Annotated in this window: 17 protein-coding genes, 1 tRNA gene and 1 riboswitch; of the genes, 8 read left to right on the top strand and 10 right to left on the bottom strand. The window is 72.2% G+C overall.

Annotated elements, in window-relative coordinates:
- Nucleotides 1-404: 404 nt before the first annotated feature.
- Nucleotides 405-953, bottom strand: a complete 549-nt coding sequence (locus ABZ098_RS39200; protein ID WP_356598773.1) for a MarR family transcriptional regulator — start codon at nucleotides 951-953, stop codon at nucleotides 405-407.
- A gap of 134 nt (nucleotides 954-1,087) precedes the next feature.
- Between ABZ098_RS39200 and ABZ098_RS39195 the strand changes: the two genes are divergently transcribed.
- Nucleotides 1,088-2,344 carry an MFS transporter gene (locus ABZ098_RS39195; protein WP_356598771.1) on the top strand — a complete coding sequence of 419 codons (1,257 nt, stop codon included), beginning with the start codon at nucleotides 1,088-1,090 and terminating at the stop codon, nucleotides 2,342-2,344.
- A 75-nt stretch (nucleotides 2,345-2,419) separates the two neighbouring features.
- Here the strand turns inward: ABZ098_RS39195 and ABZ098_RS39190 are convergent, their stop codons facing one another.
- Both ABZ098_RS39190 and ABZ098_RS39185 read right to left on the bottom strand, forming a co-directional pair.
- Nucleotides 2,420-4,057, bottom strand: a complete 1,638-nt coding sequence (locus ABZ098_RS39190; protein ID WP_356598769.1) for a SpoIIE family protein phosphatase — start codon at nucleotides 4,055-4,057, stop codon at nucleotides 2,420-2,422.
- Between the two features lie 221 nt (nucleotides 4,058-4,278).
- Nucleotides 4,279-5,658, bottom strand: a complete 1,380-nt coding sequence (locus ABZ098_RS39185; protein ID WP_356598767.1) for an NAD(P)/FAD-dependent oxidoreductase — start codon at nucleotides 5,656-5,658, stop codon at nucleotides 4,279-4,281.
- Between the two features lie 374 nt (nucleotides 5,659-6,032).
- On the opposite strand from ABZ098_RS39185, the gene ABZ098_RS39180 reads away from it, so the two are divergent.
- Together ABZ098_RS39180 and ABZ098_RS39175 are read left to right on the top strand one after the other, a co-directional pair.
- Nucleotides 6,033-6,815 carry a helix-turn-helix domain-containing protein gene (locus ABZ098_RS39180; RefSeq protein ID WP_356598765.1) on the top strand — a complete coding sequence of 261 codons (783 nt, stop codon included), beginning with the start codon at nucleotides 6,033-6,035 and terminating at the stop codon, nucleotides 6,813-6,815.
- 270 nt (nucleotides 6,816-7,085) lie between these two features.
- Nucleotides 7,086-9,023, top strand: a complete 1,938-nt coding sequence (locus tag ABZ098_RS39175) for a sigma-70 family RNA polymerase sigma factor (RefSeq protein WP_356598763.1) — start codon at nucleotides 7,086-7,088, stop codon at nucleotides 9,021-9,023.
- Here ABZ098_RS39175 and ABZ098_RS39170 read toward each other — a convergent pair.
- Both ABZ098_RS39170 and ABZ098_RS39165 read right to left on the bottom strand, forming a co-directional pair.
- A complete protein-coding gene (locus ABZ098_RS39170) occupies nucleotides 9,010-12,285 on the bottom strand; it encodes a BTAD domain-containing putative transcriptional regulator (protein WP_356598762.1) in 3,276 nt (1,091 codons plus the stop codon). The genes ABZ098_RS39175 and ABZ098_RS39170 overlap by 14 nt on opposite strands.
- A 428-nt stretch (nucleotides 12,286-12,713) precedes the next feature.
- Nucleotides 12,714-14,801 carry an asparagine synthase-related protein gene (locus ABZ098_RS39165; protein ID WP_356598760.1) on the bottom strand — a complete coding sequence of 696 codons (2,088 nt, stop codon included), beginning with the start codon at nucleotides 14,799-14,801 and terminating at the stop codon, nucleotides 12,714-12,716.
- 683 nt (nucleotides 14,802-15,484) lie between these two features.
- Here ABZ098_RS39165 and ABZ098_RS39160 point away from each other — a divergent pair.
- The 4 genes from ABZ098_RS39160 (at nucleotide 15,485) to ABZ098_RS39145 (ending at nucleotide 20,595) form a co-directional block, all read left to right on the top strand.
- A complete protein-coding gene (locus ABZ098_RS39160) occupies nucleotides 15,485-16,909 on the top strand; it encodes an MFS transporter (protein WP_356598758.1) in 1,425 nt (474 codons plus the stop codon).
- Between the two features lie 73 nt (nucleotides 16,910-16,982).
- Nucleotides 16,983-18,203 carry an L-2-hydroxyglutarate oxidase gene (gene lhgO, locus ABZ098_RS39155; RefSeq protein ID WP_356598756.1) on the top strand — a complete coding sequence of 407 codons (1,221 nt, stop codon included), beginning with the start codon at nucleotides 16,983-16,985 and terminating at the stop codon, nucleotides 18,201-18,203.
- A gap of 99 nt (nucleotides 18,204-18,302) precedes the next feature.
- Nucleotides 18,303-19,184 (top strand): tRNA (guanosine(46)-N7)-methyltransferase TrmB, encoded by an 882-nt coding sequence (trmB, locus tag ABZ098_RS39150; protein ID WP_356598754.1) that lies wholly within the window; start codon nucleotides 18,303-18,305, stop codon nucleotides 19,182-19,184.
- Nucleotides 19,185-19,233: 49 nt separating this feature from the next.
- Entirely contained in the window at nucleotides 19,234-20,595 is a 1,362-nt protein-coding gene (locus tag ABZ098_RS39145; RefSeq protein ID WP_356598752.1) for a PrsW family intramembrane metalloprotease, read from the top strand.
- Nucleotides 20,596-20,650: 55 nt separating this feature from the next.
- Here the strand turns inward: ABZ098_RS39145 and ABZ098_RS39140 are convergent, their stop codons facing one another.
- From ABZ098_RS39140 to ABZ098_RS39120, 5 genes are all read right to left on the bottom strand, one after another.
- On the bottom strand, nucleotides 20,651-21,595 hold the full coding sequence (locus ABZ098_RS39140; protein WP_356598750.1) for an aldo/keto reductase: 945 nt from the start codon (nucleotides 21,593-21,595) through the stop codon (nucleotides 20,651-20,653).
- Nucleotides 21,596-21,756: 161 nt separating this feature from the next.
- Nucleotides 21,757-22,782, bottom strand: a complete 1,026-nt coding sequence (locus tag ABZ098_RS39135) for a M23 family metallopeptidase (RefSeq protein ID WP_356598748.1) — start codon at nucleotides 22,780-22,782, stop codon at nucleotides 21,757-21,759.
- Between the two features lie 11 nt (nucleotides 22,783-22,793).
- Nucleotides 22,794-22,952, bottom strand: a riboswitch (cyclic di-AMP (ydaO/yuaA leader).
- A 319-nt stretch (nucleotides 22,953-23,271) separates the two neighbouring features.
- Nucleotides 23,272-23,345: transfer RNA gene (locus tag ABZ098_RS39130), tRNA-Met, on the bottom strand.
- A gap of 107 nt (nucleotides 23,346-23,452) precedes the next feature.
- The gene (gene ribA / locus ABZ098_RS39125) at nucleotides 23,453-24,094 is read right to left on the bottom strand and encodes a GTP cyclohydrolase II (protein WP_356598747.1); all 642 of its coding nucleotides are present in this window, start codon (nucleotides 24,092-24,094) and stop codon (nucleotides 23,453-23,455) included.
- 121 nt (nucleotides 24,095-24,215) lie between these two features.
- The gene (locus ABZ098_RS39120) at nucleotides 24,216-24,725 is read right to left on the bottom strand and encodes a MarR family transcriptional regulator (protein WP_356598745.1); all 510 of its coding nucleotides are present in this window, start codon (nucleotides 24,723-24,725) and stop codon (nucleotides 24,216-24,218) included.
- A gap of 114 nt (nucleotides 24,726-24,839) precedes the next feature.
- Between ABZ098_RS39120 and ABZ098_RS39115 the strand changes: the two genes are divergently transcribed.
- Nucleotides 24,840-25,967 (top strand): dihydrofolate reductase family protein, encoded by a 1,128-nt coding sequence (locus ABZ098_RS39115; RefSeq protein ID WP_356598743.1) that lies wholly within the window; start codon nucleotides 24,840-24,842, stop codon nucleotides 25,965-25,967.
- The last annotated feature ends 112 nt before the right edge of the window (nucleotides 25,968-26,079 follow it).

Here is a 26,079-nt window from a genome sequence, read left to right as displayed (position 1 = left end):
TTCGGTCTTGCGTTTCCGACTCTATCAGACCGTTTCCGGTTCCGATTTCCTCGGTGCTTTCCAGGTTCCCGCTTCCGCGTTTCCCTTTCCGGCGGTTCCGACTCTATCAGATCCTTTCGGGCCTGATTCCCAGTCAGAGGGGGCTTGTCTTCCCGACTGTTGGGCCGTTCCGACGTCTCAAACCTTAGCGGACTCTCGCTGCGGTCCCAAATCGAGGAGCCGCACCCAAATCGAATTGAATTCGGGCACGCCGAATTCATCCCGGCTGGGAGATCGTTTTGCTGGTTTGAGTGGCCGCTCTCGCGGCGGAGGTGCTACCGCAGAACCGTTACGTCCCCGCGGCAACCCGAAGAACTCTACGGATCCGGCAGGGGGCGTGTCAAGGCCCCTCTGTCAAGATCTTTTCAGTCGAGGTCCCTGAGTCGCCCGCCGGCGTCCGGCTGTGCGTGCTCCACCCTACGCAACAGCCGAGTGAGGACGTCGCCGAGGGTGTTGCGCTCCTCTGCGGACAGGTCCTGGAGCAGGTCCTCCTCGAAGACCGTGGCGAGGCGCATCGCCGCCAGCCACTTCTCGCGGCCCTCGGCGGTCAGCTCCACGATCACGCGGACGCGATTGGACTCGTCCCGCTCCCGGGTCACCAGTCCCTCGGCGAGCATGCGGTCGATCCGGTGGGTCATCGCGGCCGGCGTGAGACCGAGGCGCTTGGCGAGGTCACTGGGGCCCATCCGATAGGGGGCCCCGGAGAGTACGAGTGCCTTGAGGACCTCCCACTCGGCGTTGCTGATGCCGAGGTCGGCGGTCTGGCGGCCGTAGGCGACGTTCATACGGCGGTTCAGGCGGGAGAGCGCCGAGACGATCTGCTCGACCTGGGGGTCGAGGTCCTGGAACTCGCGCTGGTAGGCGGCGATCTGCTCTTCGAGCGTGGGCTCGGGGATGCCAGGGGTCTCGGCCATGGGCGCAGTATGGCACGCGCCTCCTTTGCCTTGAAGTCCTTCAGTATGTACTCTTTAGCTTCGAAGTTTAGCTTTGAAGTCTTCACTCCTAACTACTGAGAGAGGTGAACGTGACCAGGGCGAGGGGCGCAGCGATGCGTCGGATCCACGTGGGCAACGCACTCAGCGCGTTCGGGCTCGGTTTCACCGTCCCCTATCTGTATGTCTACGTGGCGCAGGTGCGGGGCCTTGGAGCCATGACGGCGGGGCTGGTCCTCGCTGTCTTCGCGGTGGCGGCGCTGGTCGTGCTGCCGTTCGCCGGGCGGGCCATCGTCCGGCGGGGCCCGCTCCCGGTGCTGCTCACCGCTCTGGTCATGGCCGCCGTCGGGTCGCTCAGCCTGGGGCTCGCGGGCCATGCGCCCACTGTGCTGCTGTCCGCGGCCGCGCTCGGGGCCGGCCAGGCCGTGATGCAGCCGGCGCTGGCGACGATGATCGTGGACTGCTCCCCCTCGGAGACGCGCTCCCGCGCCTTCGCGACGCAGTTCTTCCTGCAGAACCTCGGGCTGGGCGTCGGCGGTCTCATCGGCGGGCATCTCGTCGACACGTCGAGCACGGCGTCCTTCACCCTGCTGTTCGCGATCGAGGCGGCGATGTTCCTGCTGCTGGTGGTCGTGATGACGACCCTGCGGCTGCCGCACGCGCCGCGCGTCGAGGGCGCCCCCACCCGGTCGGCCAAGGGAAGCTGGAAGCAGTTGCTCGGCAACCGGGCCATGGTGCAGCTGTGCGTGCTGGGCTTCGTGCTGTTCTTCGCCTGCTACGGACAGTTCGAGTCGGGCCTGAGCGCCTACGGCGTCGAGGCCGCCGGTATCTCCACCTCCGCGCTGGGCACGGCCCTGGCCGCCAACACCGCGATGATCGTGATCGCGCAGTTCGCCGTACTGAGGTTCGTCGAGCGGCGGAGGCGCTCCCGGGTGATTGCCCTGGTCGGACTCATCTGGGCCGTGGCGTGGGTGACCGCGGGCTACGCGGGCCTCGGGCACGGCAGCCAGGAGATGGCCACGGCCGCGTTCGTGTCGACGTACGCGCTGTTCGGACTGGGTGAGGCGATGCTGTCGCCGACGGTGGCCCCGCTGGTGGCCGATCTGGCGCCGGAGGGGATGGCGGGGCAGTACAACTCCGCCTTCGCTCTGGTGAAGCAGCTCGCCCTGGCGGTCGGTCCGGCGGTGGGCGGTCCGCTGGGAGCCTCTCTGCCCACGCCGTACATCGTGACGTTCCTGCTGTTCTCGCTGGGCATCACCTACCTGGCCATACGTCTGGGCAGGCAGCTGACCCCGGTACAGAACCAGCCTTCGCTGCGGAAGAGCCGTGTGGTGGCACAGGGTGGATCAACGGCGAAGTCTCTGGCTGCCTAGCTGCAACTCCTCAGGGGCGCGGGGAACTGCGCGACAAGCGCCCACGCGCGCGCAGCGCCCCGCTCCCTCAGGCCGCTACCCCTTGGGCAGCACGAACTCGCACCAGACCGCCTTCCCGCCCCCCGGCGTCCGCCGCGACCCCCAGTTCGACGCGATGGTCGCCACGATGGCGATCCCGCGACCGGACTCGTCCCCCGGCTCCGCCCTGCGGCGCCGGGGCAGGTGGTCGTCCCCGTCCGTCACCTCGACGATCAGCCGACGGTCGGTGCGGCGCAGGCGCAGACGCATGGGCGGAGTCCCGTGCTGGAGCGAGTTGGCGACGAGTTCGCTCACGGCCAGTACGCCCAGGTCGTGCAGTTCCACCGGGAACCGCCAACTGGTCAGCACGCCGGAGGCGAACGCACGCGCGCGTGGAGCCGCCTCGACTCCGCCCAGCAGTTCCAGGGCGGCGTTGCGGAAGAGATCGCTGTCGGAGCCCGTGTGCGCCGGGTGCTGGAGGACCATGACGGCCACGTCGTCGTCGTGCTCGGCGGTGACGCCGGCCGAGCGGACCAGGCGGTCGCAGATCACCTGGGGGGTGCCGGTGGCGCCGGCCAGGGCGCGCTCCAGGGCGGCGATGCCCTCGTCGAGGTCTTCGTTGCGACGCTCGACCAGGCCGTCCGTGTAGAGGACGGCTGTGGAGCCGGGGCCGAGCGGGATGGACCCCGAGGCGTGCATCCAGCCGCCGGTGCCCAGCGGCGGGCCGGTGGGTTCGTCGGCGCGCAGGACGACGCCGCTCTCGTCGCGGACCAGGATGGGCAGGTGGCCGGCCGAGGCGTAGACCAGCTTGCCCTCGTTCGGGTCATGGATGGCGTACACGCAGGTGGCGATCTGGTTGGCGTCGATCTCCATGGCGAGGCCGTCCAGGAGCTGGAGGATCTCGTGCGGCGGGAGGTCCAGGCGGGCGTAGGCCCTGACCGCCGTGCGGAGTTGGCCCATCACCGCCGCCGCGCGCACCCCGCGGCCCATGACGTCGCCGATGACGAGGGCCGTGCGGCCGCCGCCGAGGGTGATGACGTCGTACCAGTCGCCGCCGACCGCGGCCTCCGTGCCGCCGGGGTGGTAGGTGGCGGCGATGCGCAGGTCGTCGGGCTCCTCCAGTTCCTGGGGGAGCAGGGAGCGCTGGAGGGTGACGGCGGTCTCGCGCTGGCGGCGTTCGCTGGCTCTGAGGCGTTCGGCGGCCTCGGCGTGGTCGGTGACGTCGGTCGCGAACACGAGGACACCGCTGCCGCGGCCGTCTCCTTGGGTCACCGGCGTGCAGGTGAAGGTGTAGGAGCGGCCGTCGGGGGCCTTGCGGGACTTGACCGTGCGCGGCTTGCCGCTGCGCAGGACCTGGTCGAGGAGGGGAAGGAGGCCGATCTCGTGGAGCTCCGGGAGGGCTTCGCGGGCCGGTTCGCCCGTGGGGCGCAGACCGAAGGCGACGACATAGGCGTCGTTGACGTAGGCGAGGCGGTGGTCGGGGCCGTGGACGAGGGCGACGAGGGCGGGGACCCGGTCGAGGACTTCGCGTACGGGCAGTTCGTCGACGGCGGGGACCGGCACGGTCAGTTGTTCGGCGCGGGCCGCGGGGACGGCTCCCTCGCTCAGGCGGTCCTCGGTGACCAGGTCGTCGGTCCGCGCTGCGGCGCGGCGCTGCGTTCCGGGGAGGCGGGCGCTCCAGCGCGTGAAGTTCACGAATCCTTGCCTCGTGTCGTCGTCTTCGGCGTCTTCGGGCCGGCTCCGGGCCCGGCCGGGGGGCTGGGGACGGCAGCCCGGGGGTGCAGCACGGTGGGAAGACCTCTTGGTTCGAGGGGCGGGCGGCTGCCCGTCCGAAGTCGGGCACCAGTCTGGCAGGGTGACCGACCGGGTCGACATCCGTCAGACGCCGGGGCGGTCCGTGGAGTTCCTCGGTCCGGTCAGGACGACCCCTTCGGGTCGTTCGTCGGGTCGTGAGGATGTTTTCCACCGGCCGCGAGTTCGAACTCCGCGCGGGGATGTTCGAGGGAACCGAGGGAGACGATCTCCCGCTTGAAGAGCCCCGACAGGGTCCATTCGGCCAGGACACGGGCCTTGCGGTTGAAGGTGGGGACCCTGCTGAGGTGGTAGACGCGGTGCATGAACCAGGCAGGGTAGCCCTTCAGCTTGCGTCCGTAGACGTACGCGACACCTTTGTGGAGGCCCAGGGAGGCCACCGAGCCGACGTACTTGTGGGAGTACGTCTCCAGGGGCTCGCCGCGCAGCGCGTGCGCGATGTTGTCGCCGAGGACCCTCGCCTGGCGTACGGCGTGCTGGGCGTTGGGGGCGGTCTCCCTGCCGGGCTCCTCGGCGGTGACGTCGGGGACGGCGGCCGCGTCTCCGGCCGCCCACGCGTGCGTGGTGCCCTCCACGGTGAGCTGGGGGGTGCACTTCAGCCGACCTCGCTCATTGAGCGGGAGGTCGGTGGCGGCGAGGAGGGGGCTGGGTTTCACGCCGGCGGTCCATACGACCGTACGCGTGGGGAAGCGGTTGCCGTCGCTGAGGACGGCGACGCGGTCCACGCAGGACTCCAGGCGGGTGTTCAGTCGTACGTCGATGTTGCGGCGGCGCAGTTCGCTGACCGTGTAGCGGCCCATGTCCTCGCCGACCTCGGGGAGGATGCGGTCGGAGGCCTCGACGAGGATCCACTTCATGTCCTCGGGGCGGACGTTGTGGTAGTAGCGCGCGGTGTAGCGGGCCATGTCCTCCAGCTCGCCGAGCGCCTCCACGCCCGCGTAGCCGCCGCCGACGAAGACGAAGGTGAGGGCCGCGTCGCGGATCGCGGGGTCGCGGGTGGAGGAGGCGATGTCCATCTGTTCGATGACGTGGTTGCGCAGGCCGATGGCCTCCTCGACCGTCTTGAACCCGATGCCGTGGTCGGCGAGTCCGGGGATCGGCAGGGTGCGCGCGATCGAACCCGGGGCGAGGACGAGTTCGTCGTAGGAGAGCTGCTCGCCGCCCGTGCGCTCCTCCTCGGTGGCGAGGGTGGTGACGGAGGCGGTGCGCTTGGCGTGGTCGATGGCGGTGGCCTCGCCGACCAGGACACGGCACCGGTCGAGGACGCGGCGCAGCGGTACGACGACGTGACGCGGGGAGATGGATCCGGCGGCCGCTTCGGGCAGGAACGGCTGATAGGTCATGTACGGGTCGGGTGTGACGATGGTGATCTCGACTTCGCCCCGGTCGAGTTCCCGTTTCAGCTTCCGCTGGAGACGCAGAGCCGTGTACATCCCGACGTAGCCACCGCCGACAACCAGAATGCGCGCACGTTCCTTCACCATCCCATGACGCACCCGTCGCTTGAGTTTGTCCACAGCCTCGACAATTTGTGTGACCGGAAGTCGTCGGCGCGCCGGGTTGGCCGAATCGTCGGGGGGCGCGGAAGGTTCGCAGGTCAACGGGTGTGCGCCGGGCGGGCGGAGGGGGTGCAATCGGGGCGTTTGCCACCCGTACTCCGATCGGGGGGCGCTCCGTGCGGAACCTGCCCCTTCTGAATTGACCCCCACTCAACTATGTTCGTGTGTCGACGGGGTGTAGGGGGATGCGCTCCGGGTCCGCGACGGGCGGACTCGTGAAACGGGCTTGTTCCGTACGCTCCGGCTTTCTATGGCGGGGAGAGTCTCCGGGGGGAGACGTCATTACCGGGGGAACATTCATGCACATTCAGGACACTCATTGGTCCACCGCGTCCGCGATCGCACCCGGTGGCGGTGCGATGGGCGGCGCGATGGGCTCGGCGATGAGCGCGGCGGGCAACGGACGTGACGGATCGCGTTCGGCCCCGCTGCGCGTGGACGCACAGCGCAACCTGGAACACGTACTGCGCGCGGCGCGCGAGGTCTTCGGCGAGCTGGGTTACGGCGCGCCGATGGAGGACGTGGCGCGGCGCGCCCGGGTCGGTGTCGGCACGGTGTACCGGCGCTTCCCGAGCAAGGACGTCCTGGTCCGGCGGATAGCCGAGGAGGAGACCTCCCGGCTGACCGACCAGGCACGGGCGGCGCTCGGTCAGGAGGACGAGCCGTGGTCGGCGCTGTCGCGCTTCCTGCGCACGTCGGTCGCGTCCGGCGCCGGGCGGCTGCTGCCGCCGCAGGTGCTGCGGGTCGGGGTCGCCGACGAGGTGTCCGACGGCTACGACGGGGCGCGGGTGCCGCAGCAGCGGACGACCCCGGGCTCCGGGGAGCTGCGGCTGGTGCCCGAGGAGGCACCGCTGGTCTCCGCAGACGACGACGCCGGGGCGGCGGCGCTGCTGGAGGTCGTGGGCCAGCTCGTGGACCGGGCCCGGGCTGCCGGTGAGCTGCGGACCGACGTGTCGGTGTCGGACGTCCTGCTGGTGATCGCGACCGCGGCGCCCTCGCTGCCGGACGCGGCGCAGCAGGCGGCGGCCTCGGCGCGGCTGCTGGACATCCTGCTGGAGGGGCTGCGGTCCCGGCCGGTGTGACTCGAAAGGGTGACAGCGGGGTGCGGTCGGACTGCCGTCCGCACCCCGGCACATCCCGGCGTGTTCCGGACGCGTGACCCCACGCTGAGCCAACTCCTGCACCGGCGTGACAGTTGAGTCTTCCCCATCCGGGTGATGCTCAGTACTGCCGTGCGGGAAGTCCCCACGGATGAGTGGATGCGCCGTACAGCGGGGCGCTGACCAAAATCCACTATGGCACTCTGACCCGGTGTTGGGGACTGGTTGGGCCGGCGGCGGGGGCATTCCGCGATGAGCGTTGACGGGCGGAACGAACCCCTCGGTGAGGGCGACGGGGAAGCCGGGGGCACTCCCCAGGTGCCGGGCCAGGGCGGCCGCGCGGGCATCCCGCAGGGCGGCATCCCGGCCCAGGGCGGCGAACCGGTCGAGGGCAGCGTCCCGGCCCAGCGCGACCGACGCGAGGACGGCAGCATCCTGCCGTCACCACGGGAGACTCCGCCGTCCGACGCCGCGCTGATCGAGCGGATGCGCTCCGGCGACGACACGGCCTACGAGGCGCTCTACCGCCGCCACGCGGACGCGGTGCGCCGCTACGCCCGCACCTGCTGCCGCGACGCCCACACCGCGGACGACCTCACCGCCGAGGTCTTCGCCCGCATGCTCCAGGCGGTGCGCGGCGGCCACGGCCCCGAGCACGCCGTACGCGCGTATCTGCTCACCAGCGTCCGCCGCGTCGCCGCCGGCTGGACGAAGTCGGCGAAGCGGGAACAGCTCGTCGACGACTTCGCGGTGTTCGCCGCCCAGGCCGCGCGCACCTCGGACATCTCCGACGACGACACACTCGACCTCGGCGCCGACGTGCGCGCGATGCACGTGGCCGAGCAGTCCATGGCCATGCAGGCCTTCCGGTCGCTGCCCGAGCGCTGGCAGGCCGTGCTGTGGCACACCGAGGTCGAGGACGAGTCGCCCAGCGAGGTCGCCACGCTCTTCGGGCTCGACGCCAACGGCACGCGCGTGCTGGCCAGCCGCGCCCGCGAGGGCCTCAAGCAGGCCTATCTCCAGGCCCACGTCAGCGCGACCCTCGCCACCGACGAGGAGTGCGCCCGCTATGCCGACCGGCTCGGCGCCTACGCCCGCGGCAGCCTGCGCACCCGTGCCGAACGCGGCCTGCGCAAGCACCTGGACGAGTGCGCCAAGTGCCGGCTGGCCGCGGGCCAGATCAAGGAAGTCGCCGGCGGGATCCCCGCCGTCGTACCGATCGCGGTCATCGGCTGGTTCGGGGCCGCCGGATACGCCAAGGCCGTCGGGCTCATCGCGGGCGGCGCCGGGGCCGGAGCCGCCGGTGCCGCGGGCGCGGCCGCCGCGGCGGGCGGGGGCTCCTCGGGCGGGGCGGGCGCGGGCGGCGCCGCGGCCTCGGAAGGGCTCGGCGCGCCGGTGAAGGCCGGCATCGCGGCCGGTGTGGTCGCCGTGGCCGCCGCCGCGGTGGCGCTCGCGCTGATCGGCGACGACAGCCCGACCAGGAAGCACGACGCCAAGCCCCCGGCATCCGCGCCGGTCGTCGAACCGGCCGACCCCGCCCCCTCGCCCTCCCCGAAGAAACCGGAGCCCCCACTGGTCCCGGTCGCGGTGGCCGCCTCGTCCCCGACGCCGACGCCGACCCGCACCCCCAAGCCCGCACCCCCCGCACCGCCCACGAAGCCCACCCCGACGCCCACCCCGCCCCCCACCCAGAAACCGAAACCGCCCCCGAAACCCACCCCCACGCCCACTCCGACGCCGCCTCCCCCGCCTCTGCCAGCCGTCTACCAGTGGAGCGAGCTGGCCTACGACGTCTCCGGCGACGGCAGCGCGCCCGAGATGCGGATCGGCGAGAGCAGTTGGGTGTGGCAGCGCTACGGCGTCTCGGTCGCCGACCGGGAGTACGCCCACGGCGTGACCGTGCACGGCCGCTCCTCCGTCACGATCGACCTCAACCGCGCCTGCTCCTCCTACGATGCGATGGCCGGCGTCGACGACATGACGCTGGGCCTCGGCAAGGTCTACTTCTCCGTGTACGCCGACGGGGTCCGGTTGTGGCGGTCGGGACTGGTCGAGGGCGGTGACCCGGCCGTGCCCGTCCATGTGAACCTCGCCGGTCACCGGACCGTACGGCTGGTGGTCGAGCCGCACAGTCCCTTCGACGACCTGATGCTCGCGGACTGGGCGGAGTCGAAGTTCAGGTGCTCATGAGGCGCCGCGCCCGCACCACTTCGTCGAGCTCGGCGAGGGCCTCGGCCGGGGTAAGGGCCGTGCCCCGGGATCGTTCCGCCGCGTAGCGCACGGGGCCGAGGCCGGCGCGGACGTCGGCCTCGGCGCGCTCCACCTCGACGCGTTCGGGGTGGGGACGCGGGTGGCCGCCGCGCCACCGCTCGGCGGCGGCGAGCAGCCGGGCCGCGCGCGGGAGGTCGCCGAGGTCGCGGAGCAGGGTCGCCGCGCCGTCCACGAGCGCCGCCACGACCGCGTCGGCACACCGCTTCTCGATCGCCTCGCGAAGGGTGTCCGCGAGCATGGGCAGTCCGTGCTCCGGACCCGACTCGGCGGCCGTCACCATCGCGGCGACGGAGTTCAGCATCACCGTGAACTGGGGCGGCGGGGGCGACTGGCCGACCTGCTCGCGGACCGCGTCGACCAGCTCGCGCGCACGGGCGAGGTCCTTGTCCTCCAGGGCCATGAGGGCCCGCATCAGCCGGACGAACGCCCGGGTCTCCGGGACGCCGTACCGGTCACCGGCGGCACTCGCCTCGTCCAGGGTGGTCAGCGCGGTGGCGCGGTCGCCGGTGCGGTACGCGGCCTCGGCGAGCCGGGCGATGAGGAACGGCGTCTCGGCGTACGCCCCCACCTCGTGGGCCAGACGCAGCGCCTCCTCGTACTCCTTCTTGGCCTCCACGGGGAGGCCACGGGCCATGGCCGCCTCACCGGCCGCACTGCTGACCTGGGCGCGGAGCCAGCGGTCGCCCGCGCGGCGGCTGAGGACGCGCAGTTCCTCCAGGTCGTCGTCGACGCCGGTCATGCCGCCCGAGGAGTCGACCACCATGTGGGTGCGGAGCATCAGGGCGGCGGCCACGGCCCAGTCGTCGCCGTGGGCGCGGCAGTGGGCGACGGAGATGTCCATCAGGGGGCGGATGTCTCCCGGGCCTCTGAGCGTGAGGCTGATCATCGGCCAGACGAGGCCGGGGAGACGGGCGGCGTCGGGACCACCCTGCGCGAAGTGGTTCCGGACGAGTTCCACATAGCGGTGCAGGCGGGGGTCCAGGTCGCCGTCCATGGGCTCTGTCTCGGCCATGAGGAAGAGATGGAGCATGCGCAGGTTCATGCGCAGCCGGTGTGCCGGGTGGTGCGTCTCGGTGTGCGCCGTGGTGAGGTAGGCGTCGATCGGGTCCTCCACCTCGCCGTCCGACGGTGCGGCCTGCCGACCCGTCTGAGCCGCCGTGTCCAGGGCCACCCCGAGGCGCAGGACCCTGTCCACCGAGGTCATGCCCTCGCGGCGGTAGTTGCGCAGCCACCAGAACCAGCCCATGTCGAGGGCCAGGGCGGCCGCCTCCGTCTCGTCGCCCGCGGCGAGGGTGCGGTCGAAGGCCGCGCGGATGTTGTCCAGTTCGGACTCCAGGCGGGAGATCCACGGGAGCTGCCCGGCCGACCGCAGCTCCGGTTCGGCCTCCTCGACGAGCGCGCGCACCCACGCGCGGTGCCGGAGCTCGGCCGTGGCGCGCAGCTCGGGGCATTCGGCGGCGCGCTCGACGGCGTACTCGTGGATGGTCTCCAGCATGCGGTAGCGCATGCCGTCGGAGCCGTCCCGCTCGTCCGGGGTGGCGACGATGAGGGACTTGTCGACGAGTGCGCCCAGGAGCTCGGCGGCCGGCCCGGTGCACACCGCCTCCGCCGCCTCCAGGTCCCAGCCGCCCGCGAACACCGACACCTCGCGCAGCAGGGTCCGCTCCCGCTCGTCGAGCAGTTCCCAGGACCAGTCGACGACGGCCCGCAGGGTCTGCTGGCGGGGCAGGACGGTACGGCTGCCGGAGGTCAGGAGGCGGAAGCGGTCGTCGAGGCGGTCGGCGATCTGGCGGGGGGTGAGCAGGCGCAGGCGGGCCGCCGCGAGTTCGATGGCGAGCGGCAGACCGTCCAGACGCCGGCAGATCTCGGCGACGGCCTCCTTGTCGGCGAGCACGGTCTCCGCGTCGGGACGGACGGCGAGGGCGCGCTCGGCGAAGAGGCGGTGGGCCTGGTCGGGGAGGAGGGGCTCGACCGGGCGCACGGACTCGCCCGGCACGCCCAGGGGTTCACGGCTGGTGGCGAGGACGGTGAGCCCCGGGCAGCGGGTGAGGAGGGTCTCCGCGAGATGGGCCGCCGCCTCGATGACATGTTCGCAGTTGTCAAGGACCAGGAGTTGGCTGCGCGGGGCGCAGTACTCGACGAGCAGGGCGAGCGGGTCGTCCTGCGGGGCCGTGAACTCGGTGGTCTTGAGCACGGTCTCGCGCAGACCGAGCGCGCTGACCACCGCGCCGGGCACCGCCTCCGGCCGGTCGAGCGGGGCGAGCTCGACGAGCCACGCCTGCGGGAGCCCGGCGGCGGCTTCCTCGGCGAGACGGGTCTTTCCGGATCCGCCCGGTCCGGTGAGGGTGACGAGGCGGGCCCTGTGCAATGCGGAACGGATGGCGTCGAGCTCGGGTTCCCGGCCCACGAAAGAGGTAAGGCGCGGACGGATGTTGCCGGTGCGTTCGGTACGGGGACGGCTCAGCGGGGCCGTGAGCAACTCGCCGTGCAGGTCCCGCAGTTCCGGTCCCGGGTCGGCACCGAGGCCGTCGGCGAGGGCCCGGCGGACCGTCTCGTAGGCGGCGAGGGCGTCGGCACCGCGGCCACTGTCGCGCAGGGCCCGGATGAGCAGGACGTGCAGCGGCTCGTCGTACGGATGCGCTGCTGCCAGCTCCTTCAACTCCGGTACGACGTCCGGGGCCCGGCCGAGCAGCAGATCCGCCTCGACGCGGGCCCGGGTGGCCTCCATGCGCAGTGCCTCGGGGCGGGTCGCGGCGGTGCGGTCGGGCAGGTCGGCGAGGGCGTCACCGCGCCACAGGGCGAGGGCGGCGGTGAGATCCCGGGCGGCCGTGCGCGCGTCGCCGTGAGCCAGGGCGGCTGTTCCACGCCGGACGAGCTGTTCGAAGACGTACAGATCCACGTCGTCCTCGTCCGCGACCAGCCGGTAGCCGCCCGGGCCGGACACGATCGCGTCCTTGCCGACGGTACGACGGAGACGGCCCACCAGTGCCTGCAGCGCGCCCGGGGCGTCCTGAGGCGGGTCCTCCCCCCAGACCTCGTCGATCAGCGTCTCGGAGCTCGCGGTACGGCCGGCGCGGAGAGCGAGGGCGGCGAGCAGGCTTCGGACACGGGGGCCGCCGAGAGGTATGACGGTGCCGTCGTCGTCCGTTGCCTGGGTGACACCGAGGATTCTGTACCGCACCGGTTCATTGTCACCGGGTTCCGGGGATCGGCTGTGTCTGGGGGTGCCGGGTCGGGTCGTCCGTCGGGTGCGGGTCAGTCGTGGCTGGTCGCGCAGTTCCCCGCGCCCCTGAGGAGTTGCAGTCAGCCGCGCCACGAGGGACCGTTCGCCACCTCACGCGCCACGACGGGCCGTTGGCCGCGTACGGCGGGAAGGGGACGGGGTGGGGGGTGTCCGCCCGCAGCGGCCGGCGTCCGTTACAGAGCACCACTCAAGGGACCAAGCCGCCGGACCGAGGACGGATACCCCCCACCCCGGCACCGACCCACCCACCAAGCGGGACGCGCTACACCCGCCCCCACCGAACCCGCACAGGCCGCCGCAGGCATCCAGGGGCGCGGGGAACTGCGCAAGGACGCCCGCCCCCACCAAGCCGCACAAGCAACCGCTCAACCGCCGGAGGCACCCGCTCCCAGGGCCCCCCGCTGCGGCCGAATCCCCGCCGGCACCGCTCGCGCGCGTGCCGGCGTCCCCGTCCAGCACGTGCCCCGCCGCGCCAGCAACCGCCCCAGCCACAGTTCCAGCGAGACCAGGTCCGCCAGCCCGTCCAAGGGCAGCGGCTCACCCTCCGCCGCCGCGCGGAGCGCCTTGCGGACCACGCGGGCCTCCACCAGTCCCGCCTGCGCCAGCAGCGGCGTGCCGAACAGGGACATCAGGGAGTCCGCCGCCACCCGCAGCCCCGTACGGGTCGCCGCGGCCGAGGAGGCGTGGGACGGGGCACCCCAGCCCGGCGGGAGATCGGAGACGCCGGCGCCCTCCAGGACCGTGCGGAGGATCTCCGCCCGGGCCCCCGGCCGGACCCGCAGCGCCTCGGGCAGGGCACGGCAGGCTCGTACCACCTGGTTGTCCAGGAAGGGCATGTGCAGCCGCTGGGAGCGGATCTCCACGGCCTGCTCCAGGACGCGCAGGTCCGACGCCTGACGCGCGAGTGCCGCACGCGCGCGGAAGTCGCCGGGATGCTGCCCGGGGCCGACCCCGGAGCGGTGCGTGGCCCCTTGCAGGCGAACCGATACTTCAGCCAGCGCCTCCCCGGTCAGCCACCGTGCCGCGGGCCCCGGTCTGGCCCAGGTGAGCGCGGCGAGGGACGCCCCCACCGCACCGCCGGGCTCGTCGAACCGCTGGTGCATCAGCCGGTCGGCCAGCATCTCCAGACCGACCCGGTAGGGCGTACGGGCCAGCTTCCGCGCGGCGCCGTACACGCGCGCGGGGACGAGCACGGAACCGTCCGCCTTGGTCAGGGCGGCCACGGGCCGGACCAGATGGCGCCGTTTGCGGTCCATCAGCAGGTCCGCGAGGCGTGCCGGGTGGGCGTCGAGCACCTGCCGGGCGCCGTACCCCGTGAAGTGGTCGGCGCTGCCCGCGGCGAGCCGTGCCCGGTGCCGCGCCGCCGTCACCAGACAGGGGCCGGGTTCGTCGGTCAGAGGGCCGTCCAGTTCGGCGTACGGAAGTGTCTCCTCGCCGCCGGTCGCCACCACGTGGTGCAGCCGGGGGTTGGCCGCGAGCGTCCCCGCCCGCTCCAGCTCGGCCTCCCGGCCGCCCACGGCGAGGTCGTTGAAGGTGACCGCGAGCAGCCGCTCCCCCGCCCCGGTGCCGTGCCCGAGGACGGTCCCCGGCATTCCCGGCAGCCCGGCGGCCAGCAGGGCGAGCGTCCCCGACGCGGGCCCCCCGGACAGGTCGGCCCCGATCCCCGGCACCGGCATCCCGCGCGCGGCACGTCGTTCGGCGGGCCCCATGCCGGGCACCGGGCCGGGGTCGATGTCGGGCACGTGGCGCGGGGCGGACAGACGCGCGCGCACGGCCTCCACCAGCGCGTCCCGCACCCCGTCGACCGCGCTGTCCGGGTCGGCGGAGGGGGCGGCGACCGCGAGGGAGGCGACGGGCTCGTAGCCGGCGATCTCGCGGGCGCCGTTGCGCAGGATCAGCGCGTGCCCCGGCGGAATGCGCCGTACGCCCTCGTAGGGCGTGGAGTCGTGGAGCGCGGCCGGTACGTCGGGGGCGGCCAGCAGCGCGGCGAGGTGCCCGAAGTCGAGGTTGGCCTCGATGAGGTCGGCGAGGGGCAGGGCCGCCGTCGCGTAGGCCGTGCCGCCGGCCCAGGGGGTGTAGAACACCGGCCGGGCGCCCGCCAGATCGCCGCCGACGGTGATCCGGCGGCCCACCTGGACCACCGCCGTGTACGCCCCCGACCATGCCGTCAGATGCCGAAGTGCCCCTCCGCGCGCGGCGAGCAGTCCGATCCGGAGCTGTTCGTCGGAGGCTCCGCAGGTGCCGAGGACCGCGATGCGGGTCTGCGCGTCGACGGTGACCACGCGGACCTCGTCGGGGCGCCAGTCGCCCACCGCCCACAGCGGATCCGGGTCGCCCCACAGGAGGTGCGAACCCACCGGGTGCACGGTCTCGCCGTCGCTTCCGGTCGCCCCGGCCGTCCCGATCCCGGAGACACCCGCGGCGGTGCTGCTCCATCCCACCAACCACCGCATCGACGCCTCCACAGGCTGTGGACAACCAGTGCACCGTTCGAACCGGTCACCATGCTGCCATGAAGGAAGCGTGCCGGAGGGCCGGTGGAGCCGCTTGAGATGCGGGGAACGCGCCCCTGGGAACACCCGCGTACGCCTGCGAACAGCCATGCGGGCCAAGGGGCGTGCGACGCGAATGCGCCCCCGATACGCTCCCCAAAAACGCCTAACGCGCCCTCAACTGCCATGGTAGGAGGGCTGATCGCCCGCGAGGACGAGGGTCGTTTTTCGGCCATATTGGCGCCATGGGGGCAGGCTCGCGCACGCTCCGTGCACAGCCCGCGCGCCGCACGACAGGCGCGCAGCCCGGGAGACGCCACTTCGCCCCCCGGGCCGTTCCGCCGCCCGCGGGGATGGAGGCGGCGGTGTCCCCCAGCCCACTGGATCCAGTACAGCGGGCCGACCCACGCATCATCCATGGAAGCGCTCCCGCCATGGCCGGAGAAGAGCGCACGGACAGGCGCACGGCCACACAACGGGAGCACGACGCAACTGCGCGTATCGGACCCGCACTTCAGTACGGACCACAATCCCGCCATCCGGAACAATGCCCCTTAACGCTTGGGATGCGGCGAACTACGCTGGGTTTACGAATGCCGCGTGGTTATGCCAGCGCGGCAGCCGTCTGTGTCGAGGGGTGGCGCATGTCCAGGGAGCAACGCGGGCCGAACGAAAAACTCGGCGCCGTTCTCGCCCTCGCGGGAATCAGCAACGCAGGACTCGCGCGTCGCGTCAACGATCTTGGCGCTCAACGCGGGTTGACTCTTCGCTACGACAAGACGTCGGTGGCGCGCTGGGTGTCGAAGGGGATGGTGCCGCAGGGTGCGGCGCCGCACCTCATCGCCGCCGCCATCGGCCAGAAGCTCGGCCGCCCGGTGCCGCTCCACGAGATAGGCCTGGCGGACGCGGATCCCGCGCCGGAGGTGGGCCTCGCCTTCCCCAGGGACGTCGGACAGGCCGTCAGGTCGGCGACGGAGCTCTACCGCCTGGACCTCGCCGGGCGCCGGGCCGGCGCGGGCGGCATCTGGCAGTCGCTCGCCGGTTCGTTCGCAGTGAGCGCATACGCAACGCCCGCCTCACGGTGGCTGATAACCCCGGCCGACAGCTCGGTCGCGCGCGAGGTGAACCACTCCGAGGGCTCCGGCGCACCGCTCAAAGTCGGCCACAGCGACGTGCAGAAGCTGCGGGAGGCCGCCGAGGACGCCAGGCGCTGGGACTCCAAGTACGGAGGCGGCGACTGGCGTTCGTCCATGGTGCCGGAGTGCTTGAGGGTGGAGGCGGCACCGCTGCTGCTCGGCGCCTACTCCGACGAGGTGGGCCGGGCCCTGTTCGGCGCCTCCGCCGAGCTCACCCGGCTCGCGGGCTGGATGGCCTTCGACACGGGCCAGCAGGAGGCCGCGCAGCGGTACTACATCCAGGCGCTGCGGCTGGCCCGCGCGGCCGCCGACGTCCCCCTCGGGGGGTATGTGCTGGCGTCCATGTCGTTGCAGGCGACCTACCGGGGCTTCGGCGACGAGGGCGTCGACCTCGCGCAGGCCGCGCTGGAGCGGAACCGGGGGCTGGCGACCGCCCGCACCATGAGCTTCTTCCGGCTCGTCGAGGCGCGGGCACACGCGCGTGCCGGTGACGCCGCCGCGGCCGGAGCGGCGCTCAAGGCGGCCGAGGGCTGGCTGGAGCGCTCCCGGGAGGGGGACAACGACCCGTCCTGGCTCGGCTTCTACTCCTACGACCGCTTCGCCGCCGACGCGGCCGAGTGCTACCGCGACCTGAAGGCACCACGCCAGGTCCGCCGCTTCACCGAGCAGGCGCTGTCGAAGCCGACGGAGGAGTTCGTGCGCTCGCACGGGCTGCGGCTCGTCGTCTCCGCGGTCGCCGAGCTCGAGTCGGGCAATCTCGACGCGGCGTGCGAGCAGGGCGTGCGGGCGGTGGAGGTCGCGGGGCGCATCTCCTCGGCCCGCACCACCGAGTACGTGAAGGACCTGCTGCACCGGCTGGAGCCGTACGGGGACGAGCCCCGGGTGGTGGAGCTCCGGGAGCGGGCCCGGCCGCTGCTGATGGCTCCGGCGTGAGTCCCGGACGGCGGCACCGCCTCCCGCGTTTGAAGTGACTGTCAGTGGTGCAGTGCACTATCGGGGGTGGGAGGTGGTGCAGGTGCTGTCCGGGATCGCTTACGACTGTGACGTGCTCGTGATCGGTGGGGGCATCGTCGGCTTGTCCACGGCGTACGCGATCACGCGAGGTGCGCCCGGCACCCGGGTCGTGGTGCTGGAGAAGGAGGCGGGGCCCGCTCGGCATCAGACCGGGCGCAACAGCGGGGTGATCCACAGCGGGATCTACTACCGGCCGGGATCGCTCAAGGCGCGGTACGCGGTGCGGGGCGCCGCCGAGATGGTCAAGTTCTGCGCGGAGTACGGCATCGCCCACGCCGTCACCGGCAAGCTGATCGTCGCGACGGAACGCGACGAGCTGCCGCGGCTGCACGGCCTGGTCCAGCGCGGCCGGGAGAACGGCATTCCGGTCCGCGAGCTGGGAGCCGCCCAGATCGCGGAGTACGAACCCGAGGTGGAGGGGCTGGCCGCCATACACGTCGGGACGACCGGGGTGTGCGACTTCGTCGGGGTCGCGCGGCAGCTGGCCGAGGCGTCGGGCGCGGAGATCCGGTACGGCGCCGAGGTGCGCCGGATCGACCGGCGCCCGGAGCTCGGGGTCGCCGTGCGGACGGCCGCCGGGGACGTCGTCCGCGCGCGGGTGCTGGTGAACTGCGCCGGGCTGCACTGCGACGAGGTGGCCCGGCTGACCGGGGACGACCCCGGCATGCGGATCGTGCCGTTCCGGGGCGAGTACTACTCGCTGGCGCGGCCCGAGCTGGTGCGGGGGCTGGTGTATCCGGTGCCGGATCCCGCGTTCCCGTTCCTCGGGGTGCATCTCACGCGCGGGATCGACGGAGGAGTCCACATCGGGCCCAACGCGGTGCCGGCGCTGGCCCGGGAAGGGTACGACTGGGCGACCGTACGGCCCCGGGAACTGGGCGCGACGCTGGCATGGCCGGGGTCCTGGCAGATAGCCCGGCGGCACTGGCGGTACGGCACGGGGGAACTGCGGCGCTCGGTGTCGCGCAGGGCGTTCACCACGGCGGTGCGGCGACTGCTGCCCGCGGTCACCCCGGACGACCTGGTGCCCTCGGCCGCCGGAGTGCGGGCACAGGCCGTCCTCCGGGACGGGACGCTGGTGGACGACTTCCTGATCCGCGAGGGGCCCCGGACGGTGCACGTACTGAACGCGCCCTCACCGGCGGCGACGGCTTCCCTGCCGATCGGGCGGGAGGTGGCCCGGCGGGCCCTGGAGGCACTGCGTTCGGCATGACGGGCCGCGTCCGCTGCCACCCGGACGTGACGGCGGCCGCGGCCCGGCGCGGCCCTGAGCGGTATCCGTCCCCGAGCCCGCCGTAAAATCGACCCCACTGTGTCTGACTCCCTCAACGCCCCCGAAGCCCCCCGTTCCCGGCCCGCCACCTCAGGCGAGTCCGTTCGGCATGTCCCCGGTGAGTCCGTTCGGCATACCCGGGCCAAAGGGGAGCCGCGGTTCCCCGACGGGCCCAGCGCTGATCCCGCCGGGTCGCACTTCGAGCGGCGGATCCGGAGTTTCCAGCCCCGGCGGAGCCGGGTGACGGCGGGGCAGGCGGACGCGTTGCAGCGCCTGTGGCCCACGTGGGGCCTCGACATCGACGGGCAGCGCACGATCGACCTCGGCGAGCTGTTCGGGAACGACAACCCGGTCGTGCTGGAGATCGGGTTCGGGATGGGCGAGGCCACCGCGCAGATGGCCGCCGCCGACCCGGGGACCAACATCCTCGCCGTCGACGTGCACACCCCCGGGCAGGGCAATCTGCTCAACCTCGCCGAGCAGCAGGGGCTGTCCAACGTCCGGGTCGCCAACGGCGACGCCATCATCCTGCTGCGCGAGATGCTCACCAGGGACTCGCTCGACGGGCTGCGCGTGTACTTCCCCGACCCCTGGCCCAAGAAGCGGCACCACAAGCGGCGCCTGATCCAGCCGGAGTTCCTGGACCTGGCCGCGACCCGCCTCAAGCCCGGCGCGCTGGTGCACTGCGCGACCGACTGGGAGCCGTACGCCGAACAGATGCTCGACGTACTCACCGCGCACCCCGACTTCGAGAACACACAGGCCGACGGCGGTTTCGCGGCCCGTCCCGACTTCCGGCCGCTGACCCGTTTCGAGGGACAGGGACTGGACAAGGGACATGTCGTGAACGACCTGCTGTTCCGCCGCGTACAGCACCGCGACCGACCCGACCGATCCGACCAGTCCCCCACCGGCGCCTGAGCACCCGTCCGCCTGCGGGCGACACCTCTGTCTCGTTAAGGTCGATGCTGTGGCCACCTGTCCCCCGTATCCGACGTACTCCGGTGACCCCACCGGTGGCGGTGTGCTGCGGCACGCGCACTGGTGGCAGCGGAAGTGGGTGCGCTACGGCGCGCTGATCACGCTCCTCACCCTGTCCGGGCTCGTCATCCTGGCCCTGGTCCGGCAACAGACCGGTACCGAGGGCTTCCTGGTCGGGCTGGGGCTCGCCGTCCTGCCGGTACCACTGCTCATAGCCGCGTTCCGCTGGCTCGACCGGGTCGAACCGGGCCCCTGGCGCAATCTGCTGTTCGCCTTCGCCTGGGGCGCCTGCGCGGCCGCACTGATAGCGATCATCGCCAACAGCTTCGCGACGAAGTGGATAGCGACGGCGACCGCGGACCCGTCCGGCGCGGACACCCTCGGCGCGACGGTGATAGCGCCGATCGTCGAGGAGTCGGCCAAGGCCGCCGCCGTCCTGCTCGTCTTCCTGTTCCGCAGACGGGAGTTCACCGGGATCGTCGACGGCGTGGTGATAGCGGGGGTCACCGCCACCGGCTTCGCCTTCACCGAGAACATCCTCTACCTCGGCACCGCCTTCGGCACCGACCAGCTCAACGGCGACGGCGGCATCGCCTCCGTCACCGCCGCGACCTTCTTCGTGCGCGTGGTGATGTCACCGTTCGCGCACCCCCTGTTCACCGTCCTCACCGGCATCGGCTTCGGCATCTCCGCCCTGTCGGCGGAACGCCAGCACGTACGGCGGGTTCTCGTCCCGCTGTCCGGGCTGCTGCTCGCGATGGGCATGCACGCGATGTGGAACGGCTCGTCGACGTTCGGGGAGTACGGGTTCTTCGCGGTGTACGCGACGTTCATGGTGCCGGCCTTCGCCCTGCTGACCTGGCTGGTCATCTGGACGCGCCAGCGGGAGCTGAGGACCGTGCGCGAGGAGCTGCCCGCCTACGCCCTCGCCGGGTGGCTGACGCCGACCGAGCCGTACGTGCTGGGCTCGATGCGGGCACGGCGGGTGGCCCGGGAGTACGCGCGACGGCAGTTCGGCGGGCGGTCCGCGGCGCGGGCGGTCTCGCAGTACGAGGCGTACGCGACGTCCTTGGCGTTCCTGCGACGCCGGGGGCGGCTCGGGCGGGCGAACGCGGACTTCGTCGTACGGGAGCGGGAGTTGCTGCACGAGCTGTGGCGGCGGCGGGACGTCGCGCGCCCCGCGCTGGACCACGCGGCCCGCACGACGGCACCGCCGGTACCGGTGGCCGCGCCGCCCTGGCCGGTGCACGGGGCGTACGGCTACCCGGCGCACCCGCCGCACGCGGCCCAGCCGACGTATCCGGCCCACCCGACGGTGCCGTACCCCGCCTACAACCCGTACCGGACGTAGACGGCCCGCGCACGGCTCGGCACCGCCGGTCGGCCCAGGACCACGTGCCGGAGGGTCAGGCCGAGGCCTCCGTCAGGCGTCCCAGCTCCTCGTCCGTCAGGGTCAGCTCCGCCACCCTCAGCAGCGCCGGCAACTGCTCCACCGTGCGGGCGGAGGCGATCGGGGCCGCGACCGTCGGCTGGGCGGCGAGCCAGGCGAGGGCGACCGTGGCGACCGGGACGGTGTGGGACTCGGCGATGTCGTCGAGCGCCGCGAGCACCTTCCGGCCGCGCTCGGTCTCCAGGTGCTTGCCGGCGCCCGACTGGCGCGGGCTCTCCACCGTCGTACCGACGCGGTACTTGCCGGTGAGGAACCCGGAGGCGAGGGCGTAGTACGGGACGGCGGCAAGGCCCTGCCGGGAGGCGACGGCCTGGAGTTCGCCCTCGTACGTGTCGCGCGAGACCAGGTTGTAGTGGGGCTGGAGGGCGGCATAGCGCGCGAGCCCCTCGCGGTCGGAGAAGTCGAGGGACTCCGCGAGGCGCGCGGCGGAGATGTTGGAGGCGCCGATCGCCCGCACCTTGCCCGCCCTCACCAGCTCGTCCAGCGCGCCGATGATCTCCTCGACCGGCACCTCGGGCTTGTCGAAGTGGGTGTAGTAGAGGTCGATGTGGTCGGTGCCCAGGCGCCGCAGCGAAGCGTCCGCCGCCGCCTTGATGTTCGCGGCGGTCAGGCCGGGGAAGTCGGGGTGCTGGCTGACCTTCGTGGCGATGACGACGTCGTCGCGGTTGCCGCGTGCCGCCACCCACTTGCCGATGATGGTCTCGGACTCGCCCCCGGAGTTCCCGTCGACCCACGCCGAGTACGAGTCGGCCGTGTCGATGAAGTTGCCGCCGGCCGCGGTGTACGCGTCGAGGACGGCGAAGGAGGTGGCCTCGTCGGCGGTCCAGCCGAAGACGTTGCCGCCGAGGGAGAGCGGGAAGACCTCGAGACCGGAGGAGCCGAGCTTGCGAAGAGAAGTCATGCCGTACGTCAACGCCCGTGCCGGACGCCGGTCTTCCGACCCGGCCGCAAAGTCCTCGTAAACAAGCGGAATCAGTGGCTCCGACGCACCGGCAGCCCTGACGTCGGGGGGACGTCGTCAGGGCTGCCGGAGTTCGCGTAAGACCTCGGAAGCGGAAGACCTCAGGGGGTGAGACCCTTGCCGCGCAGCCACGCCGCCGGGTCGATCCCGTCGGCCGAGCCGTTCGGGTGGACCTCCAGGTGCAGGTGCGCGCCGGTCACGTTGCCGGTGGCGCCCACGCGGCCGATGACGTCACCGGTGCCGACCTTCTGGCCGACGCTGACGCTGATCGAGGACTGGTGGCAGAACCACAGCTCGGTGCCGTCGTCGAGGGTGAGGATCGTGCGGTAGCCGTAGGAACCGGCCCAGCCGGCCTCGGTGATGGTGCCGCTGTGGACCGCCTTGATGAGCGTGCCCGTGGGAGCGGCGAAGTCGAGGCCCGTGTGGTAGCCGGAGGACCACAGGGAGCCGGCCTGACCGAAGGTCGAGGTGATGGTGTACGACGAGGTCGGCAGCGTGTACTGCTTGGCGAGCTCGGCCAGGCGCTCGGCCTCGGCCTTCTTCGCCGCCTCCTCCTCCGCCTTCTTCTTCGCGGCGGCGGCCTTCTCCTGGGCTTCCTTCTCCGCCTTGGCGGCGGCCGCGTCGGCCTCCTTCTGGGCGGCGTCCGCGACGGCCTGGGCGGCCTTGGTGTCGAGCTGGTCCTGCTGGAGCTCGGCCTGGGCCAGGATGCGCGAGCGCAGTGCCTCACCGGCGTCCGAGGTGCCCTCGGCGGTGGCGGCGCTGGTGGCGCCGACGCTGCTGAAGGCGCTCGTGTCGTCCGCGGCGGTGTCGGAGTCGTCCGAGATGAGCGAGCCCACGTTCGGCAGGTCGGGCATCGAGATGGAGACCGGCGGCTTGCCGGTGTTGGCGCTGGCCATCCCGCCCGCGCTGACCGCGGCTATGACGCCGACGCCCAGGACGGTGGAGCTACGGGCGAAGCCCCCGCCACGCTGCTTGGCGACGCGATGCCGGCCTCGTACGGGAGCGAGGGAGTCCGCGGTCGGGTTCCACTCGCCGAGCGGAGCCTCGTCGTCGGCACGGTAGCCGCCGTACACGAGGGTGTCGCTCGGAACGTACGGCGCCTCGGGGGCAGGCGGGTTGGACGCCACGTGGGCGCGCTCCTTTCCTTCCTTCTCGCCTACCGGGTTAGCTGACGGGTTCGGAGCAGGAAGGTCTCCTACGCGCGTATACCCGCCGTGTTGCCACGGCGGACTGACGAGCGATTCACCCCAAGGTGGTGGTTCCCCGGTTCCCTTGCGGAATTCGGCGCGTGAGCACGGAGCCGTCTCTTGTGACGGCTGGGACGACCGCGCTGCGTTATCGAACGTTAATAGACCCGGGGGCCCGATTCCAAGCTGTTCCGCTTGATCATTAACGAAATCCCGCTGGACTTACGGCCCATGAACGGCGAAAAACGGGCGAGTTGACCTTGCCTCAGATGACAGGCAGGTGTTGACGGCGTGTCAGTCGTTGTGCGGAGGGCGCTCACCCGATCACAGCACGTCACATCACGCCACGAAGCGCGCCGACGGCGTGCCGCTGCCGCGAAAACACTCAGGGCCGGATCCAGTAACTGGAATCCGGCCCTGAGCCTTGAGTAGCGGGGACAGGATTTGAACCTGCGACCTCTGGGTTATGAGCCCAGCGAGCTACCGAGCTGCTCCACCCCGCGTCGTTGTGTGACCAGCATACGTCATCCGCGGGGCGGTTCGCGCCAGGGGTGTTTCAGAGGCACCGCGCGGCGGCACCGAGCGGGGTCGGCCACCGCCCAGGTGACGTTCAGCCGACGCCGAGTTCGGTCAATTCGCCCAGCGGCAGCGTGTGCTGGGTCTGGAGGACCTTGGCGCGCAGGTAGCGGACGTTGTGCGCGGTGGTGAAGACACCGGTGGGGACCCGGTCGCGGACGTCGATGCCGAGGTCGCGCAACTGGCCCGCCTTGTCGGGGTTGTTGGAGAGCAGGTCGAGCCGGTCGATCCCGAGGGCCTGGAGCATCTGCGCGGCCGCCGTGTAGTCGCGGGCATCCTCGGGCAGGCCCAGCGCGGTGTTCGCCGCGTAGGTGTCGAGGCCCTGGTCCTGGAGGGCGTACGCGTCGAGCTTGTTGTAGAGGCCGATGCCGCGGCCCTCCTGGCGGAGGTAGAGCAGGACGCCACCGCGCTCGGCTATGCGCTCGACCGCCTCGCGCAGCTGCGGGCCGCAGTCGCAGCGGGCGGAGCCGAAGACGTCGCCGGTGAGGCACTCGGAGTGCAGCCGCACCAGCGGGGCGGTACCGGGGGCGGGGTCGCCGAGGACGACGGCGAGGTGCTCGCGCCCGTCGGTCAGGCCGTGGAAGGTGACGAGCTCGGCGTCTACGCGGTAGCCGTCCCCGAAGCGCAGCGGGACGCGGACGCGGGAGCGCTGGGTGGCGGCGGGCAGGTCGGGCATGCGGATACTCCGGTCCGTAGGCATACCTGCTTCAGATTTGAAGCAGTTCTACTGATCGAGACCCTACCCTATGCTTTAAATTTGAAGCAACGACTTTATGGCGCTCGTCACACGCGCGTGCTCAGGAACAGGACGGGGACGACCGCCGACGCCACGGGACCTCCTCCGAGGGGCCGCCCTCCCCCTGGAGCCCCGCGGTGACACTGGAGAAGATCTCCTCCAACTGCCCCACCTGCTCCGGGGTGAGCCGGTCGAAGAGCGCGGCACGGACCGTCTCCACATGCCCCGGCGCAGCCCGCTCCAGCACCGCCATACCCTCGTCCGTGAGGACCGCGATGCTGCCCCGCTTGTCCCACTGGCAGCTCTCGCGCCGCACCAGCCCGTCCTTCTCCAGCCGGGCGACGGCGTACGTCAGCCGGGGCCGGGTGATCTTCAGCCCCTCGGCGAGATCGGTCATCCGCAGCCGGCGCTCCGGGGTCTCGGAGAGGTTGGCCAGGATGGAGTAGTACAGGTGCGGCATGCCGGCCTCCTGCTGGAGCTGCCGGTCGATGGTGTCCTCCAGGAGGAGCGAGGCGGCGATGTACGCACGCCAGGCTCGCTGCTCGTCGGGGCTGAGCCAGCGGGTCGTCATGGTCCCAGTGTAGGTTTGCTTCAAACTTGAACCAAGCCCCGCCGCTCCGAAGTGCTCTGAAGCACCTGAAGTGCTCTGAAGCTCCCGCACCCGTTTCCGAGAGGAACCCCGCCGATGCCCCACCCCTACGTCCTCCTCTCCGCCGCGGTCTCCCTCGACGGCTACCTCGACGACACCGGCCCCGACCGCCTCCTCCTGTCCAGCCCGGCCGACTTCGACCGCGTCGACGAGGTCCGCGCCTCCGTGGACGCGATCCTCGTCGGCGCCGGCACCATCCGCGCCGACAACCCCCGCCTGCTGGTGAACTCCGAGACGCGCCGCGCGGCCCGCACCGCCGCCGGGAAACCGCCGTACCCCCTCAAGGTCACGGTCAGCGGCTCGGGCGAGCTGGACCCGGCCGCGAACTTCTGGCACACCGGCGGCGACAAGCTGGTCTGCACGACGGACCAGGGCGCGGAGCGGGCCCGCGCGCTGGGCCTGGCGGCCGACGTGGTCTCCCTGGGCCCGGAACTCGACTGGCGCCGCCTGCTGGAGCACCTGCGTGAGGAGCGCGGGGTGGAGCGGCTGATGGTGGAGGGCGGCGGCCGGATCCACACCCAGCTCCTCCAGCAGGGCCTGGCGGACGAGGTGCAGCTCGTCCTGGCCCCCGTCTTCGTCGGCAGCCCGCAGGCCCCCCGCCTCTTCGGCCCGGGCGCGTACCAGCCCGGCCGGCTGCGCCTGGTGGAGACCCGCCGTATCGAGGACGTGGTCCTGATGCGCTACGAGCCCACCGCCCCCGGCGCGGGCCTGGTCCCCGTCGCCGCGGACCACCACTGGCTCGCGCTGGCCTGTGAGTTGGCGACGCGATGCCCGCCCTCGCGGACGGCGTTCAGCGTGGGCGCGGTGGTGGTGGCGGCCGACGGCACGGAGCTGGCGCGCGGACACTCCAGGGAGGGCGACGACCCGGTCGTCCACGCGGAGGAGTCGGCGCTGGCGAAGATCGCCCCCGACGACCCGCGGCTGCCGTCCGCGACGGTCTACACGAGCCTGGAACCCTGCACCCACCGCGCCTCCCGCCCGGCCCCCTGCGCCCGGCTGATCCTGGACGCGGGGGTACGCCGGGTGGTGACGGCCTGGCGGGAGCCGGACACCTTCGTGGCGGCGGCGGACGGGACGGGACTACTCACCGGCAAGGGCGTGGACGTGGTGGTGCTGGACGAGTACGCGGAGCGGGCGAAGGCCCCGAACCGTCATCTGGCGTGACCAGGGCCCTGACGTGCCGGCCCGGGAGACGAAGCGGCGCCCGACCCGACCGAAGCCGAACCGGGCGCCAGCAGTCTCCCGTCGGCATGAAAATGAGGGCCACCCTGCAGGA

It is taken from the genome of Streptomyces sp. NPDC006335, assembly GCF_040612795.1.
Taxonomy (GTDB): Bacteria; Actinomycetota; Actinomycetes; order Streptomycetales; family Streptomycetaceae; genus Streptomyces.
The sequence above is the reverse complement of the archived record's forward strand: the minus strand, read 5'-3'. Positions and strand labels throughout refer to the sequence as shown.